This is a genomic window from Paenibacillus soyae (assembly GCF_024623455.1).
Classification (GTDB): Bacteria; Bacillota; Bacilli; order Paenibacillales; family Paenibacillaceae; genus Pristimantibacillus; species Pristimantibacillus soyae.
In genome coordinates this window covers 36,266-53,451 of the sequence record NZ_JANIPJ010000017.1, presented here as the reverse complement: position 1 = coordinate 53,451, position 17,186 = coordinate 36,266, and the positions used below count along the sequence as shown (strand labels likewise).

Sequence of the window (17,186 nt, the reverse complement as noted above, 5' to 3'; positions counted from 1 at the left end):
GAAAAAGGAATGAGCGTTCATGTCCAAATCCGACACGATGCTGTCCATTCTCTGGCTGCTCCGCTCCGGACGCAAGCTGACCGCGAAGGAGCTGGCGGACGAGCTTGAGGTGCACGTCCGCACGATCTACCGCTGCATCGATTCGCTCTGCGCCAGCGGGGCCCCGATTATGGCGGAATCGGGACCTAACGGCGGCTATCAGATGATCGGACAGTTCTCGAATGCCCCTCTTCTGTTCGATATGGAGGAGCAGAAAGCGTTGGCGCAGGCTTCCTTATTCGCGGAAGCTGCCGGGTACCCCCTGACAAGCGCGCTCGGAAGCGCCATCGCCAAGCTGAAGAGGTACACGAACGAAGATCAGCTCGCGCATATCGACCGTTCCAGGACCGGCCTCACCGTCATCGCCGCTCCTTCCTACGCGGATGACAACCGTATACTCCGCGAGCTGGAGAAGGCTTCCGCGCAAGGATTCGTAGTCCGTATGACCTATGACAAAGGCAAGGGATCGGCGCCGGAGAGCCGGGAGTTCGAGCCGTATTCCATCGTCCATTGGAAGGGAAGCTGGTATACCGCCGGCTTTTGCCGTCTGCGCCGGTCGCTTCGGAGCTTCCGGGTAGACCGTATCATGGAGCTTGACCTCACGGATGCCCGCTTCGAACGTCCGGCCGACTTCTCCGCCAAGGAGGTTCTGATGGGGCAGCTGCTGCCAGGGGCCATACAGGCGGAACGGCTGGTGGACCTGCGCATACGCGCCCCCGAGCAGGCGCTTAACGAATTGCAGAAGCATTGGCTGTTCGGCCACGCGCTGCACGAACGAACGGACGGCGAAGCCTTGTTCCGGATGGGAGAATCCGCGCTGTTCTCCTACGTCCCCTACTACCTCATGCCCTATGGCAAAGCACTGACGATTGTCGAGCCGATCTCGTTAATCGAGAAGCTGGTTCAGACAAGCGAAGGCATCGCGAATCACTACAAGGAAATGCGGAGGCAAGCTAACGAAAGAAAGGATGATGAAGATGAGCAAATATTCCATGACAGGCAAATTAACCGCGCAGCCCGGCAAACGGGAGGAGCTGGCGGACATTCTGCTCCAGGCGGCGGAAGGGATGAAGGATAACGCGGATTGCGAGCTGTATCTCGTCAACGTATCGGAGGATGATCCGGACGCGATATGGGTAATGGAGCTGTGGCGCAGCGCGGAAGCGCATACGAATTCCTTGAAGGATCCCGCGGCCATCGCGCTGATTCAGCAAGCGCGCCCTCTTATTGCCGCAATCGAACCGGTCAAGCTTCGTCCGGTTGGCGGGAAAGGCTTCTAAGAATAGGGAAAGGATGATCGGATTGACATCGGCAGGGAACGCTGCGCGAAGACGACACGTTATGCGCGAAATCGCGAGCCGGGCGCTCGCAAAACCTTTGCTTCCAAGCGGCCTGTGGTACCACGGAGATATCCGGGATAACTTTTATGACGCGTCGTATTTGTTCGCGGCAGCGAGGGAAGCGCTTCTGGACGAATCGGATACCGAACGCGCGAATAGCCTCGCCTGCGGCGTATTGTCGCAGGTATTAGCTCTGCAGGACGGCGATTCGGCTAGCCCGACCTACGGACACTTCCCGCTTAACCTTGGGGACGATCCGCGGCAGGCTTCCGCCCACCCTCTGCCCGTGGAGCTGATGGGACCGCTGATGGCGTTATTCGCCCAGAGGTACGGTAAGGACATGCCTGCTGTCTTACGGAATTCGTTCGACCAGGCGGTCCGCCATATGCACGCATCCGGATACTACAAGGCGCCGCTTGCGCTGTACAACCATCATGAAGCCAAGCATACCGCCGCCGGTCTCATATACGCCTCCATTCTAGGAGACGAGCCGTTACTGCGCGCAAGCCATGACCGTCTGCGTTCGACCTTGAACCGGGTTCGCGAATACGGCATGACGGAGTATGGCATCCTCCCTTGGTTCTGGCATTGGGCGCAAGCCTTCGCCGCCGCTTGGGAGCTCGTTCCCGACGAGGCCATCCGCGATGAACTGGACGAGATGCTGGAATGGCTTTGGGAGGAACGCTCCGATTATTATTTGCACGGCGCATGGGTCGGCCCCCATTCCCGTTCCTGGCCGCATGACGCTCCCGCCGATAGAAACCAGGCGATGGATTACGTACAGTTCGGCGATATTCCGCTGCCTTCCGATTGGCCTAGAGTCGAGTATGCGGGATTGCTGAGCTACGAGATTTCGGAAGCTGCTCGGAGTCGGGCATTCAATAGAGCTTATCCGTGCGAGCTTCGCCGCACTTATCCTTTATCGGCCGAACAGCCATCGACTAGGCTTCACAGCTATGTCTACATGACGGAGCGATACGCTCTCGGCGGCATGAAGGAACGGCGGCTGGAGTTCGACAATGAGCAGCGGCGTTGGGACCTGTCCTTCCCCGTTCGGGAAGGATCCGTTAATCAAGCTTACTTCTACTCGCCTGCAGGCGCCGCAGATGACCGGCACAGCAGCGACGCCGAAGAAATCGCGATTTATAAAGGGACGTTGATCGCATTGTATCGCCCGCATTCGCAAGATATTGCGGGAGTGCTGCCGATCGGCGACGGTGAGTGGGTGCTGGAGGAGACATCGCTTTATGGGGTCGTGAATGAGACGTACATAGCCGTGCATGCGAAGCATCCTCTCCGTTTGGAGCGCGGCAAGGATCGATACGATGTTCGTACCGAAGGAGCGGTTGGGAACGTAATCGTTCTGGAGGCCGTCACGATGAAGGAAGCGGCATCGCTTGGCATCGAATCGTTCGAGTCCTTCGTCTCCGGCTGCCGGCTTAACAAGCCTTCGTTCGCCGAGGCTCCACTCGATTGCTCGTACAGTATGCGCGGCCGCGATACGCTGGAGCTGCGCCTCGTGGACGACGGACCGATCGCGACGGTTAACGGTGAAGATTTATGGACTTTGTAATGAAAAAGCGTTCCTGCTCCTGATAGGAGTGGGGACGCTTTTTCACATGCAGGCGCTTCCGCAAGCGCGTTAAGCAGTCGTTCTGATCGATCCCCCCCCTCACGCTGCTCCACCGTAATAATTTCAACCTCAAATCGTAAGTTTGCCTCCTCATCAAGCCGCGGGGATTCCTCTATAGTTGGAATTGCAATTCATTCCAATGTTTAGGAAGGGGTCTTATCTGCAATGATCAACGGAAAGACGAAACAAATGCTGACGCTTGCGCTCACGGCTATCCTGGCTTTTGCCTTGACAGCCTGCAGCGGCAACGGCGGAAGCGGAAACAACGGCAACAACTCGGCGGGCGGAGGCAACGCCTCGTCGGAGCCGTCGGCGAATACCGGCGGCAGCGGCAGCACCGGCGAGAACGTCGAGCTGTCCTTCTGGACGCTTGGCAACGTCAATTACGAGGAGCTAGCCAAGGAGTACATGGCCGAGCATCCGAATGTGAAGATCACGATTCAGAACACGGGCGACCAAACGGCGCATCACAACAACCTGACGACCGCCCTCTCCGCCGGCTCGGGAGCGCCGGATATTTTCCAGCTTGAGATTGGCTTCATGGAACGCTTCATTAACGCGCAGGACAAATTCTACAACCTGAACGATCTCGGCGCGGCCGACCTGAAGGGCGACTACCTCGACTGGAAGTGGCAGCAGGCTTCGTCCACGGACGGCAAATTCCAAATCGGACTGCCGACGGACATCGCGCCGACCGTCGCGTACTACCGCGTCGATCTGGCCGAGCAAGCGGGCTTGCCGACTGATCCGAAGGAATTCTCCGCGGCTATCGATACATGGGATAAATTCGCGGCGGTCGCGAAGCAGTTCAAGGATGCGACGGGCAAGCCGTTCGTCGACTCCCGCGATCTGATCTACAACGCGCTGCGCGATCAATCGGACGGCCAAATTTATTACGACAAAAACGACGGCTCCTTCATCGGCGACAAGAACCCGCAGGTAAAAAAAGCGTACGACTTCACGGTCAAAGGCATTCAGGAAGGCTGGGTAGCGAACTTCGCGCTGTGGGCTCCGGAATGGTCGCAAGCGACGAACGAAGGCGGCTTCATCGTATTGCCGGGACCGGCTTGGATGTTAGGCAACATTAAGAGCAACGGCCCGGATTCGGCCGGACAATGGCGTATCGCTCAGCTTCCGGAGGGCGCGGGCAACTGGGGCGGCTCGTTTATCTCGCTGCCGAAGGAAGGCAAGCATCCGGAAGAAGCTTACGCGTTCATCAGCTGGATGGTGAACAAGGAAAATCAAATGAAAACGTTCGAAACCAAAGGGCTGATGCCATCCATTCCGGCGCTGTTCGAAGAACCTGCCTTCAAAGACCTAACCGACGAGTTCCTCGGCGGGCAGGCTTCCGCTACCGAATTTGCAGCCGCGGCCGCTACGGTTGAGCCGGTTTATTACGGACCGCTGCACGATCAGACGGATTCCTTCATCAAGGAAGCGCTGCAGAACGTGCAAGAGAAGCAAGCCGATCCGGAGAAGGAATGGGAAGCGGCTTTAGATAAGATCAAACGGCTGGCTGCCCGCAGCTAATCCGTATCATAAGAGTGCTCAAGAGAGTTCGCGTGGGTCATCCCGCGAACTCTCCCTATTACCCAACAACCGGAGGTGTCCATCCCCATGCCGCAGACGGCTCAACCGGCCGCGCGACTCGTCCCGAGAACCAAACCTAGTTGGTTAACGGAGCGAAGACGCAGCAGCCTGACCGCTTATCTGTTTATTTCGCCTTTTTTTGTTTTGTTCGCGATATTCGGCCTGTATCCGATTCTCTTCACGATCTACCTGTCCTTCTACAAATGGGACGCGCTTGGCCCTATGACTTACGTCGGCATGCAAAACTATCAATTCGTGACGGAGGATCCGATCTTCTGGACGTCCTTTGCGAATACGCTCATTATCAGCGTCATGGGCACGATTCCGCAGCTGATTCTGGCCCTGCTGATCGCCGTGTTCCTGAACTCCTCCATCACCCGGTTCAAGAAGACGTTCCGCGTCCTCTATTTCATGCCGAACATTACGTCCATCGTTGCGGTCACGCTCGTCTTCAGCGCGATCTTCAGCAACAACGGCATGGGCAATTGGGTAATGGATTTGTTCGGCCTCGATCCCGTGGCATGGAACTCCGGCTGGTGGGGCGTGAAGCTCGCCGTCGCCTCGATGATCATGTGGCGCTGGACCGGCTATAACGTCATTATTTATTTGTCCGGCCTGCAGAGCATTCCGACGGATTTGTACGAAGCCGCCCGCATCGACGGCGCCAGCCGGTTCCAGCAGCTGATCCGGATTACGCTTCCGCTGCTTAAGCCGTTTATCGTATTCACCGTGCTCATGTCGACCATCGGCTCTTTGCAGCTCTTTACCGAGCCTTACGTGTTCCTCGGTCAGACGGGAACGAGCTCGACGCGGGAAGAAGGCTTGACGATGGTCATCTATCTGTATACGGAAGCGTTCGGCAACAACTTCTTCGGCACGGCCGCCGCCACCGCGGTGCTGCTCTTGCTCTTCACGATCGTTTTCTCCATGTTCAACATGTGGGCTTCTCGCAAAATGGGCGGAGATGCGGACGGAGGTGCGGTATGAGAACGGTTCGCGGAGACAGGCCTGGCATTGCGGCCCAAGCCTTCTATTACGTTTTTCTGACGATCGGGGCATTCATCTCGGTATTCCCCTTCTATTGGATGTTCGTCATCGCGACGAACGAGCGCGGCGCGGCGTCCCATATCCCGCCGGTCATTACGATCAGCGACCAGTTTATCGCCAATTTCGAGAGAGCGCTGGACAAAACGGAGTTCTGGACTTCGCTCGGCAATTCGTTGTTTGTGTCGATCATGGTCACGGCGTCGGTCTTGTTCTTCTGTTCGCTGGCGGGGTACGCCTTCGCCAAATACGAATTCAAGTTCAAGCATTTCCTGTTCTTCTTCGTGCTCGCGACCTTGTTCGTTCCCCAGCAGCTCAGCGTGCTGCCCACTTACGTCATCATGGCGAAGCTGCAGTGGATCGACTCCTACAAGGCGCTGATCGTGCCCGCCATGGTCAACGCGTTCGGCATCTTCTGGATGCGGCAGTACATCTCGAGCGCCGTGCACGCGGAATTGCTGGAAGCCGGCCGCATCGACGGCGCCGGCCATTTGCGCATTTTCGGCACCATCGTCGTGCCGATCATAACGCCCGCAATCGCGACGCTTGGCATTTTTACGTTCATGAATACATGGAATGACTTCTTCTGGCCGCTCGTCGTGCTGAAGGACAGAAGCCACTATACGGTCCAGATCGCCCTGCAGCAGCTGTTCACGACGCGCGACGGCCTCGATTACGGCATGATTATGTCCGCGACGTTCATGGCGACGCTGCCCCTTCTCATCGTGTTTCTCGCGTTCAGCCGCTGGTTCATCGCGGGTCTGACCTCGGGCGCCGTGAAAAGCTAAGCTCGTTCCCTAGAATGCTTAGTTCATATTGACAATGTTAAGGCGATGCGGTAAACAGTAGAGGAAGGCGCTTACAGTTAAAGGAGTGAACGGCCCTGAAGCTCCGCCACCATATCATGCTTGCAAACATTCTTCTCGTGTTTATCCCCGTCATCGCCATGGGAGCGCTCTCCTATTTCAAATTTTCGGACGCGATCGAATCGAAATCAAGCCATTTCTATTCGATCTCGCTCCTGGAGACGGATCGCAAGCTGAAGTTTGCCTTAAGCGAAATAACGACGATTACGAGCTCCGCCATGACGCAGCCCGTCATTCAGCAGGCGCTCAAAAACCCGAATCAAATTCCCAGCTACGACATGAAGCAGGAAATCAATAATCTGCTGATTCATCACCCCATGATCGAAGCCTTTGCGTTCTACGCGCAGAACCGCCTTGTCTACAGCTACAATATGCAAGACGCCTTGACGGACCTGCGGCGGCAGCCATGGCACGCCAAGATGGAGGCGGCCGAAGGCCGCCCCGTCTGGTCCGGCCCCGAGGAGAACGGCAGCGCGGCGGCAGGCCGTCCCGCTCTCGTTCATGCCCGAATCGTCAAAGATTATTATTCGCTCGAGAACATCGGCTCGATCGTTATTTATATGAAGCCGGACCTGCTTGACCAGGTGTTCTGGGAGACCGCGACGCTCGAGAAGGGAAATATTCTGCTGGCGAGCCGCGACGGGTCCATTGTCTACGACAAATCCGGGGAGCATATCGGCGAACGCGTCGACTTCCCGTTTCTGCAAGAAGGCGTCCCAAGCGAAAAAAACTACTATATCGACCGTTATCTGAACGTCAAATCGCTTATTACCTTTATTCCCTCGCATAATCCGGAGTGGCGCCTGATCGCCATTACGCCGACGAAATCATTGCAGGCCGAATCGATCCCGCTCCGCAATACGGCGCTCCTGCTCGGCGTGTTCTCGCTGCTGACGGCGCTAGCGTTCGACCGGTTCTACGTGCGTCGGCTCGTTCGGAGCATCAGCAGCACCGTAGGCGGGATGCGGCGCGTCGAGCAGCGCAATTTCACGCTGATTCCGGGAAGCGGCCAGCCCCATGACGAATCCGACATGCTCGTTCACGGGTTCAACCGGATGAGCAGCCAGATTCAGGATTTATTGAAGCAGGTCGAAGCCGAGCAGTCTCTGAAGAAGGAAGCCGAGCTGCAGGCGCTCGTGGCCCAGATCAACCCGCATTTCATATACAATTCCCTGGAGTCCATCAACTCCATGGCCGTCCTGCAGGGCAACAAAGACATCAGCCGAATGGTCGTGTCGCTTGGGCGGCTGCTTCGAATCAGCATCAGCGAAAACAAGGAGCTGATCCCGTTATCCACGGAATTCGAGCATGTCCGCCATTATTTGAACATCCAGAAATTTCGCTTCGAGGATCAATTCGAATACGAGCTCGACTTGCCGGAGCAGCTTGGCGGCTATATGACGCAGAAGCTGATCGTGCAGCCGCTCGTCGAGAACGCGCTTTACCATGCCATTGAACCGATGAAGATGCTCGGCAAAATCCGGATTCGCGCGTCCGAAGGAGCGAACGAATTATGGATTGACGTCATAGACAACGGTCCCGGGTTCGACGCCAGCGTGCTGGCCAGCTTATGGGACCGGGACTATCAAGCCGAAGTGAAGAAATACAAGGACAGCGGGGTCGGCCTCCGCAATGTCCACGAACGGCTCCGCATCCGGTTCGGGCAGCCTTACGGCATGATGATCTGCTCGTCTCCCGAGACGGGCTCCATCATTCGGCTGCGCGTGCCGAAGATTAAGCCGTGATCATTCCTTCGAAAAAGCAAGGAGATGCAGCAGGATGAAATACAAATTGAAGTACGCGGCGCTGTTCGCCCTATATGCCGTAGCGCTCTCGGCCGTCGTCTTATACAGCTTGACCAGCGGCGCGAATTCGGGGGAGCGCGCGGAATCGGAGAAGCTGACCCTGACCTTCCGCCATTTCTGGACGAAGGAGCATGACCGCCCCATTCTGACGATTTTCCAGGATGCCGTACGCGAGTTCGAGCTTGCCCATCCCAACGTGAAGATCAACTTCGAAAGTCTGGACCAGACGATCCATCGCGAGCAGAAGCTGAAAAGCGAGATGGTGACCGGCACGCCGCCGGATATGTTCGTGCTGTTCGGAGGCGCCGAATTCGAGCCGTACGTAAAGTCGAACCGGATGATGGATTTAACGGAGTTCGTGCGGGATAACCGCTTGAACTTCCACGACCTGCGGCTATGGTCGTACGGAGACCGCGTTTACGGCTTGCCTTTCGAAGGACATGCCGAGCCGATCTTCTATAACCGCTCGATATTCGAAGAGCTGGATCTGGCCGTGCCGGAGACGATCGGCGAACTGACGGAAGCTATCCGCGTTTTGAAGCAAAACGGTTACGTTCCCTTTGCCTTGGGCAACGAAGAGCTGTGGCCGGGAACGATCTATACCCACTACTTAATGGACCGGTACGCGGGACCGAAGCTGATCGATCAGCTGGCGGGCGGCGAATCCCGGTCGTCCTTCCAGAACGAGGATTATCGCAAGGCGTTTGCCCTCCTGCAGGAATGGTCGAAGGAGGGGGCGTTCAACGCCTCCCCCTCCGGCGTATCGACCGAGGAAGCGATCGCCTTGTTCACCGGAGGGAAAGCCGCGATGTATCTGAACGGAAGCTGGGACATTACGTTATTCCATTCCGAGGACGGCTCGTCCAGCTTCCAGGACCGGATCGGCGTCATTCCGTTCCCTTCTCTCTCGAAGGATGACGACCGCAGTATCGCGGGCGGCTATTCCATTGGCCTCGGGTTATCGTCGGAATTGACCGGAGCGCGCAAAGAAGCGGCTTTGGAGCTGTTGAGAACCCTTTATACGGAGAAAGTGCAGCAGCGCATCGTCTACGAGGGGCTCCGCCTCCCTGCCATGCCGGTGCCGTTCGATCCGTCGCGCACGGGCCCCGTGTTCGCCCAAGTCGTACAGCTCATGGAGGATGGAGGGGATACTTTCATCGCTTACGATAACGTGCTGTCGCCGGAGGTGCGCAAATCGTTCTGGTCGATTAACGACCGGCTATTGAATCTCGAGCTGTCGCCCGACGAGGCGCTGGCCGAGCTCGATCATGCGTCCGAATGGTATTGGCAGCTAAGAAATCGTTAACAACAAGGAGGGAAATCATGAATTCGAAGGTTTACAAGGTCGTGCTCGTCGATGACGAGCCGATTATATTGCGGAGCCTGGAAGCCGCCATTCCTTGGGAGGAGCTGCGGGTTCAAATCGCAGGCAAAGCCCGGAACGGCGAAGAAGCTCTTCAGCTGTTCCGCGAGCAGAAGCCCGATATGATCATTAGCGATATCCGGATGCCTTCCATAGACGGCATCACGCTGATGTCCGAGGTGATGAGCATCAACCCGAAGCTGATCTTCATCGTCATCAGCGGCTACGGCGATTTCGAATATGCGCGACAGGCGATCCGCGAAGGCGCGTCCGATTATTTGCTCAAGCCGATCGACCATGACGAGCTCACCGGCATGATCCGCAAGTCGGTCGCCAAGCTGGATGCCGAACGCCGGGCGGCCGAGGAGAGCGAGGAGCTGCTCCATTCCATGGAGGCTCTGTCCCTGTTGGCCAGGGAGCGAATGTTCGCGGAGCTGATCGAAGGCAACCCGCGGCCGCTTCAGCATCTGAGCTGGCTGGAGAACGGCCTGCTGGACAGACCGTACGTCATGGCGGTCGTTCAGCTGGATCATTTTGCCGCCATGAACAAGCAATGGTCGCATGCCGAGAAGAGGCTTTGGTTTTTTGCGATACGGAACATTCTGGATGAATTTTCGGCCCACAACGACGCGATCGCGATGTTCCCGTTCCATAGCGGGGAGTGGGTGCTGCTGTTCGAGCATATGCCGGAAGGCCGCAGGCGGAAGCTCGGCGAAGAAATCGTCCGCCTCGTCTCGCAATACGCCAAGCTTTCCTGCTCGGTCGGATTCGGCGTGAAGGCGCAGGGCGCCGATCAATTGAACGCGGCCTATCAAAGCGCATACGAGGCTTTGTACCAACGATTCTATTCGGGACCGGAGAACGTCTTCCTGGATAAAGAGGCCGCAGGCGAGCCGTTATCGGACGCGGCCAGCTTTCCCTACCCTAAGTCGCTCGAGACGGAGCTGACCCGGGCGATCCGCTCGCTGGATCTCGAGAGGCAGCGCGCTTTGTTCGACGAGCTTAGGACGGTGCTGGATCAATCCGCCGCAAGGAGAGAAACGCTGACGAGTTATATGGTAGAGCTCGCTATCGTAGCCCATCGGGAATTCGAGCAGCTGAACGTCGGCGTTCACTCCTCCTCGCGCGAACTGCTGCAGCGCATTCAGGAATCGTCAACGCTGGGCGAAGCAATCGAAGCATGCAAGGACGCATGCTCCGAATGGACGCTCCAGCACCTCGGCGCGCGCCGTTACGAAGACGGTTCGGCCCTTATCGAGAAAGCAAGGCGCTACATCGACAACCATTACCGAAGCGATCTCGGCATCGACGAGGTTTCGGAATTCGTGGGTCTAAGCACGAGCCACTTCTGCACGCTCTTTAAGCAAACAACCGGCTCTACCTTCCTGGAATACGTGACGGAGTGCCGCATCGACAAAGCGAAATACATGCTCGCCCACTCCGAGGTGAAGGTGTATCAAGTCGCTCCGCTCGTCGGTTACCAGGATCCCCGCTATTTCACGCAGGTGTTCAAGAAGGTGACCGGCTTGACGCCTTCGGAATACCGGAACGGGACGCAGGGCTGACCGCTATTTCGCGTTGGTGCGGCCCGGCGTCTGCACGTTAAGCTTGCTAACGCCGCCGAACTTCAGCAGGTAGAAAGCGAGAACGCACACATGCAGCGCCGCAAGCACGAGATACAGATTGCTGAGCACCGCGCCTCCTCCGGACCCGTAAATCGGATTCCAAGCAGCTTCGGATTTCCAATCGGCTACGATGCCGTAAATGCCCGAAGCCATGCCATGCGTGATGAAGCCGCACATCGAGAACAGTCCCATGCCGACGCCGACCTGTTCCTTCGGCAATGTCCGGGATACCGTATTCGACAACGTGATCATCATAAACGATTGCCCGACGTTGCCGAGGACCAGAAAAGCCGAAATGAACCAGGCCGGCGCGGAGAGGAACGACGAGAGCAGCAGCATGCATGCGCTAAGAAGCAAGGCTGCGATCGTATAGAGGAAAGCATTGCCCCGCTTATCCGCGAGCCTGCCCGCTTTCCTCCCGAGGAGCGCGGAAGCGGCCGCGGCCGGAACCATGGCGAAGCCGATCAAATAAGGCGGCAGTCCCTGCTCGCTTGCCAGCAGAATCGGCGTCAGGAAAAACAGGGATACCCCGATTCCGTTCACGAATACGGCAATGACCAGCATCATGGCATATCGGCTATTGCGGAAGAGCTCGGGGCGGACAAACGGATCCTCCGTGCCGCGAATGCGCCATATAAACAGCAATCCCGTTGCCGCTCCTGCAAGCAAGTAAGCCCATGAGCCGTTCGTGAAGCCGATAAGCACGAGTCCTGCGGAAACGCCGAGCAGCAAGCCGCCGAGCCAGTCGAATCGGGCTCCGCTCACAGGCTGCTCGTCACCGAGATAACGGCGGTAGAACGGAATCATGATGAGGAGCGCCAGCGGAAAGCAGAACAGCCATCTCCAGTCGGCGAAGCTGGTAAGAAGCGCGGACAAGACCGGTCCCAGCGCGCTGCCGAGCGCGAGGCCGACCGCCGCTACGCCCAGCGCCGCTCCGCGCCGTTCGGCGGGGAAGTACCGGATCGGAATGAGCATCGAAATGGCGGGGATGGAAGCCGCGCCGGCCGATTGGAGGACGCGAGCCGCAAGGGCCATTCCGAACGATTGCGAGAACAGGCCGAGCAGAGAGCCCGCCGCAAACAGCAGCAGGCCGAACGTAATGATGTTTTTCAGCTTGAAGCGGTCCGACAGCTTGCCGTAGGTGACGGTGCCGACCGCGTAAATAAGCGAATAGGAGGAAGACATCCAGCTTACTTCAGCCATCGTCAGGCCAAACTCCTCGCTAATGCCGGGCAATACGATATTGAACATGAGAGCGCTCATGGATGAGAGCATAAGCGTAAACAGCATGACGCGCAGCAGCTTCTCGCCGCTTTGCTCCGATAGAACAGGTTTCATAACCTCGGGTCTCCTCTGCTAATGAAATTCATACGCTTGAAAGTGAATGCATGTACTTACTTACATTTATCCTCAAAAAAAAGGGCTCGCTGCGCTCAAGCTTTTCATAGCGTGACCGGTTTCGCCGCGCGAAGCCCGCTTGGCGAGATAAGCCGCATTCTTCGGCCTATCTCTCCACGCTTGTCGGCTTCCGCCGCCGTTCGCCGCTTGCGCTCGGCCCGCAGCTCTACGGCGTTAACGCCTTGGCAAACGTTCGAACGCTTTCCTCGATAAACGTCTCGAGCGAAATGAACGAGAATGACATCCGATCCTCGTTCAGCCGACTGACGAAAGCGCCATGGTTCATCCACATGAACGCGAGCGCTTGCGCCTCCGGGTTGCAATCCGCGAGCTTGCCGGCCGCCTGCATGTCTTGAAAATACCGAATAAGCAAATCGCGCAGCTTCTGGGGATGCATATGGGTCGATACTTGAAATTGACGGATGACCTGCTTCTCCTTGAGCGCGATCTCCATCAGCTTCCGATTGCGGTTCATCAGCTCATGGTATCTGCGGCTGATCACAAGCAAATCCTCGTGCAAATCCCCGGTCAGCTTCTCCTCGAACAGCTTCTGCATTTCTTCGGCGTAGTGGAAATGATGGAACGCTTTCTCCAGCAGGTTCAGTTTGTTGCCGAAATGCCGGAACAACGTAACTTCGTTCACCCCGGCGCTCGCCGCGATTTCCTTCGTCGATACGCCGTTATAGCCATGTTCCGCGACCAGGTCGATAACCGCCGTCATCAGCTTCTCCCCTGTGCTTGTTCTGCCTCCCTTGATAAAAACCCTCCTCCCCGTTTCTTTAGCCCGCACTCGATGCGTGCAAGTGGTTACTTTCATTTAAAACCATATTAAGGCAACTTCTTGGAAACCGCAAGCCTATTTTTTACGGACGCGGACGGCGAGCAGCCAATTCGAATTTCCACAGCGATCCTCGCTCGAAACGCTCGGATGCCTCATTTCCGCTCCTCCCCCCTCATACAATGATTAAAAACGCAAGCGGGAGGTGCATGCGGATTGAACGGGACGGGAAGCCGGGCTGCGCGGGAAATCGAAAGGCTGGTCGAGAAGCTGATCGGACTGCAGAAGGACGACGGCTCCTGGCGATTCTGCTTCGATAACGGCACGATCATCGACGCATACGCCATTATTTTATTTCGTTGCTTGGGACGGGACGACGAGCCGCTTATCCGGAAGCTCCGGGACCGCATATTGGCAAGGCAGGATCGGGATGGATGCTGGCGATGGTACAGGGACGAAACCGACGGCAGCTTATCCTCTACGGTTGAAGCTTACTACGCCTTACTCTGCTCGGGTTACAGCCGGCCGGAGGACGAAGCCATGAGGCGGGCGAAAGCTTATATTTGGTCTAGAGGCGGCGCAGGGAAAGCGACAAGCATCTTGACCCAGTCGATACTGGCCGCAACTGGCCAAAGAAGCTGGCCATTGGCCCTCTCCACCATTCCTCTCGAGGTCATGCTCATTCCGGATTCCCTGCCGCTGAATCTCTACTCGTTCTCCGGCTATGCGAGAGTCCATCTGGTGCCGATGCTCGTCATGGCAGCCAAGGACTTCAAGGCGACGGCGGAGCCTCTCCCCGATTTGTCGGAGCTGTTCCATCCCCGCCATGACCAGGAAGAGGAAGGGCGTTTGCCGGACTCGCACGCGGCTACGCGATCGGCCATCCGCGAAGGGATGGCGCGTCTGATCGGCTCGCCTGGCGCCATTCGCGAAGCCGCCGCCGACAAAGCCGAACGCTTCATGCTGGATCGGATCGAAAGCGACGGCACCTTGTACAGCTACGGTACCAGCACCGTTCTTCTCGCGTTCGCGCTGCTTGCGCTCGGCTATGATCGCGACCATCCGGTCATCCAAAGAGCGTGCGAGGGGCTCAAAAAAATGCGGTGCGAATCGTTCACGACGCTCCAAAACTCGCCGCCCGATATATGGGATACGGCTCTGCTAACGTTCGCGCTGCAGCAATCCGGCGTACGGCCGGAGCATCCCGCCATAACGAAAGCCGCAGATTATTTGCTGCGCGCGCAGCATACGCGCAAAGGCGACTGGAGCAGACGGAACCCGAATGCGGCCCCCGGCGGCTGGGGGTTCTCGGAGACGAATACGATCAATCCGGACGTGGACGACACGACGGCCGCTCTGCGCGCGATACGCCCGTTCTCAGGGAGAAGCGATGCTTACCGCGACTCTTGGAACCGTGGACTCACCTGGACGCTCTCCATGCAGAACGCGGACGGCGGCTGGCCGGCCTTCGAGAAGAATACCGATAACAAAATATTGACCTGGCTCGCCATCGAAGGCGCGAAGTCGGCGGCCATCGACCCGTCCGAAGCGGATTTAACGGGAAGAACGCTGGAGTTTCTGGGCAACCACGCGCGCCTCCGCGGCGACCATCGCATGATGCGGCGGGGAGCGTCTTGGCTGATCCGTCACCAGAAGGAGGACGGCTCCTGGTACGGCAGATGGGGCATCTGCTATATTTACGGCACATGGGCGGCGCTGACGGGCCTTGCGGCTGCCGGCTTAAGCCTGGATCACGATGCCATGCGCAGAGGGACCGAGTGGCTCCTCCGCATTCAGAACGAAGACGGCGGCTGGGGCGAATCCTGCAGCAGCGATAAACAAGGACATTACGTGCCGCTTGGCGCGAGCACGCCTTCCCAGACCGCCTGGGCGCTGGACGCTCTGCTCGCGGCGTCCCCCGCACAGTCTGCCGCGATTGAAAAAGGCGTCCATCGTCTGTGCGAGCTGCTTCACGAAGACGACTGGGCTTCGGTCTATCCGACGGGCGCCGGTCTCCCCGGCAATTTCTATATGCATTACCACAGCTATAGGTATATATGGCCTCTTCTCGCCCTGTCGCGGTACCGGGAACGAATCGGAGGCTAATGGGCTGTCCCGGGCTTTCGGCCGGGCGCAAAAAAACCATCGATCCGGCGGGATCGATGGTTTTTGTTCATATGTTCATATAGGTACCGCTTAGTTGTTACTTGTCTTGCCCCGGAGCAGCCGCTTCCGATGAAAATTTCTCTCTGTACATGCGCGGCAGATGCTTGATCTTGTAATCGATCGTATTCAGGCTGCGCTGCAGCTCCTTGAGCTGCTCCTCGACGTTCTCCCTATGGCGGTGGAGAATTTCGAGTCCTTTCTCGAGCACCGCGTCGTGATCCATGCAATGACGAATCAGAATTCGGATGTCCTTGATCGGCATGCCGGTTTGCTTCAAGCAGCAGATCAGATCGATCCAATCGATATCCTGCTCCTGGAATACGCGCGTCCCGTTTTTGCGGTCCACGAACGGAAGCAAGCCTTCCTTGTCGTAATAACGAATCGCGTGTATGGATAAGTTGGTTCTTTGGGCAACCTGTGAGATGGTAAAGCTCATATCAGATCCCTCTCCGTTTGTATCGTTGTTCGGTGCTTTGAGGTTACTAGAGCCCGAACTTTTTGTCAATGCGGGAGATTGCCTGTTGACATAGAGTTCACTCTAGCGTTTATCTTGATAGAGTAAGCCTATTCGAGAGGAGCAGATGACGATGAAATACATAGACATTAAAGGCACCGACTTGAAAGCGTCCAACATTATAATGGGCTGCATGCGCATTAAGCAGCTTTCGGTTTCGGAAGCCGAGAAGCTGATCCGCACGGCCATGGAAGAGAACGTTAACTTCTTCGACCATGCCGACATCTACGGCGGCGGCGCCTGCGAAGAGCATTTCGCCGAGGCGATCGGCATGAACGCGAGTATCCGGGAGCAAATGATTCTCCAAAGCAAATGCGGCATCCGCAGCGGCTACTTCGATTTCTCCAAGGAGCATATCATCGCGTCGACCGAAGGCATTCTGAAGCGCCTGAAAACCGACTACCTCGATATCCTGCTGCTGCACCGTCCGGACGCTCTTGTTGAACCGGAAGAAGTGGCGGAGGCGTTCGACCAGCTGCAAGCCAGCGGCAAAGTCCGGCATTTCGGCGTTTCCAACCATACGCCGATGCAGACGGAGCTCCTCAAAAAATTCGTGAAGCAGCCGCTCGTCGTTAACCAGCTTCAGCTCAGCGTCACCCATACTCCGATGATCGATTCCGGCATCGCGCTGAACATGGATCACGCGCAATCCATCAACCGCGACAGCGGCATTCTCGATTACTGCCGTCTGAACGACGTCACGGTTCAGGCTTGGTCCCCGTTCCAGAAGGGCTTCTTCAACGGGCCGTTCCTCGGCGATCTGGAGAACTATCCGGAGCTGAACAAGCTGATGGACGATCTCGCCGACAAATACGGCGTGACGAACACGGCGATCGCGGTCGCTTGGATTACGCGCCATCCCGCGAACATGCAAGTCGTTACCGGCACGACGAACGTCGACCGCCTGAAGGACTCGTGCCAAGGCTCCGATATTCCGCTGACGCGCGAAGAATGGTACGCCATCTACAAAGCAGGCGGCAAGATCGTCCCGTAAGCCGCCCTTATACGAAAGCCGCCCGCGTTCC

General features: G+C 57.3%; 14 protein-coding genes. 11 read left to right on the top strand and 3 right to left on the bottom strand.

What is annotated here, in order from left to right; translation table 11 throughout:
- Window positions 1-19 precede the first annotated feature (19 nt).
- The 9 genes from NQZ67_RS21300 (at window position 20) to NQZ67_RS21260 (ending at window position 11,245) form a co-directional block, all read left to right on the top strand.
- On the top strand, window positions 20-1,117 hold the full coding sequence (locus tag NQZ67_RS21300; RefSeq protein ID WP_257449852.1) for a helix-turn-helix transcriptional regulator: 1,098 nt from the start codon (window positions 20-22) through the stop codon (window positions 1,115-1,117).
- Window positions 1,032-1,319 carry a putative quinol monooxygenase gene (locus NQZ67_RS21295; protein WP_257449851.1) on the top strand — a complete coding sequence of 96 codons (288 nt, stop codon included), beginning with the start codon at window positions 1,032-1,034 and terminating at the stop codon, window positions 1,317-1,319. Before NQZ67_RS21300 ends, NQZ67_RS21295 begins: the two co-directional genes overlap by 86 nt.
- Before the next feature lie 61 nt (window positions 1,320-1,380).
- Window positions 1,381-2,952 (top strand): hypothetical protein, encoded by a 1,572-nt coding sequence (locus NQZ67_RS21290; RefSeq protein WP_257449849.1) that lies wholly within the window; start codon window positions 1,381-1,383, stop codon window positions 2,950-2,952.
- A 225-nt stretch (window positions 2,953-3,177) separates the two neighbouring features.
- A complete protein-coding gene (locus NQZ67_RS21285) occupies window positions 3,178-4,542 on the top strand; it encodes an ABC transporter substrate-binding protein (protein WP_257449848.1) in 1,365 nt (454 codons plus the stop codon).
- An 87-nt stretch (window positions 4,543-4,629) separates the two neighbouring features.
- Window positions 4,630-5,589, top strand: coding sequence for a carbohydrate ABC transporter permease (locus NQZ67_RS21280; RefSeq protein ID WP_257449845.1), 960 nt, complete (start codon window positions 4,630-4,632; stop codon window positions 5,587-5,589).
- Complete coding sequence (locus tag NQZ67_RS21275; RefSeq protein WP_257449843.1) at window positions 5,586-6,434, top strand: carbohydrate ABC transporter permease; 849 nt, start codon at window positions 5,586-5,588, stop codon at window positions 6,432-6,434. Before NQZ67_RS21280 ends, NQZ67_RS21275 begins: the two co-directional genes overlap by 4 nt.
- Window positions 6,435-6,550: 116 nt before the next feature.
- Window positions 6,551-8,257 carry a cache domain-containing sensor histidine kinase gene (locus NQZ67_RS21270; RefSeq protein WP_257449841.1) on the top strand — a complete coding sequence of 569 codons (1,707 nt, stop codon included), beginning with the start codon at window positions 6,551-6,553 and terminating at the stop codon, window positions 8,255-8,257.
- Between the two features lie 34 nt (window positions 8,258-8,291).
- A complete protein-coding gene (locus NQZ67_RS21265; protein WP_257449838.1) occupies window positions 8,292-9,623 on the top strand; it encodes an ABC transporter substrate-binding protein in 1,332 nt (443 codons plus the stop codon).
- Between the two features lie 17 nt (window positions 9,624-9,640).
- Window positions 9,641-11,245: a response regulator gene (locus NQZ67_RS21260; protein ID WP_257449836.1), complete on the top strand. Its 1,605-nt coding sequence runs from the start codon at window positions 9,641-9,643 to the stop codon at window positions 11,243-11,245.
- Window positions 11,246-11,248: 3 nt separating this feature from the next.
- Here NQZ67_RS21260 and NQZ67_RS21255 read toward each other — a convergent pair whose 3' ends face one another.
- Together NQZ67_RS21255 and NQZ67_RS21250 are read right to left on the bottom strand one after the other, a co-directional pair.
- Window positions 11,249-12,643 (bottom strand): MFS transporter, encoded by a 1,395-nt coding sequence (locus tag NQZ67_RS21255; protein ID WP_257449834.1) that lies wholly within the window; start codon window positions 12,641-12,643, stop codon window positions 11,249-11,251.
- A 226-nt stretch (window positions 12,644-12,869) separates the two neighbouring features.
- On the bottom strand, window positions 12,870-13,424 hold the full coding sequence (locus NQZ67_RS21250; protein ID WP_257449831.1) for a TetR/AcrR family transcriptional regulator: 555 nt from the start codon (window positions 13,422-13,424) through the stop codon (window positions 12,870-12,872).
- A gap of 273 nt (window positions 13,425-13,697) precedes the next feature.
- On the opposite strand from NQZ67_RS21250, the gene shc reads away from it, so the two are divergent.
- Window positions 13,698-15,587, top strand: coding sequence for a squalene--hopene cyclase (gene shc, locus NQZ67_RS21245; protein WP_257449829.1), 1,890 nt, complete (start codon window positions 13,698-13,700; stop codon window positions 15,585-15,587).
- A 97-nt stretch (window positions 15,588-15,684) separates the two neighbouring features.
- Here shc and NQZ67_RS21240 read toward each other — a convergent pair whose 3' ends face one another.
- Complete coding sequence (locus NQZ67_RS21240) at window positions 15,685-16,083, bottom strand: MerR family transcriptional regulator (RefSeq protein WP_257449827.1); 399 nt, start codon at window positions 16,081-16,083, stop codon at window positions 15,685-15,687.
- Window positions 16,084-16,234: 151 nt separating this feature from the next.
- Here NQZ67_RS21240 and NQZ67_RS21235 point away from each other — a divergent pair, with 151 nt between their 5' ends.
- On the top strand, window positions 16,235-17,155 hold the full coding sequence (locus NQZ67_RS21235; RefSeq protein ID WP_257449825.1) for an aldo/keto reductase: 921 nt from the start codon (window positions 16,235-16,237) through the stop codon (window positions 17,153-17,155).
- Window positions 17,156-17,186: the final 31 nt, after the last annotated feature.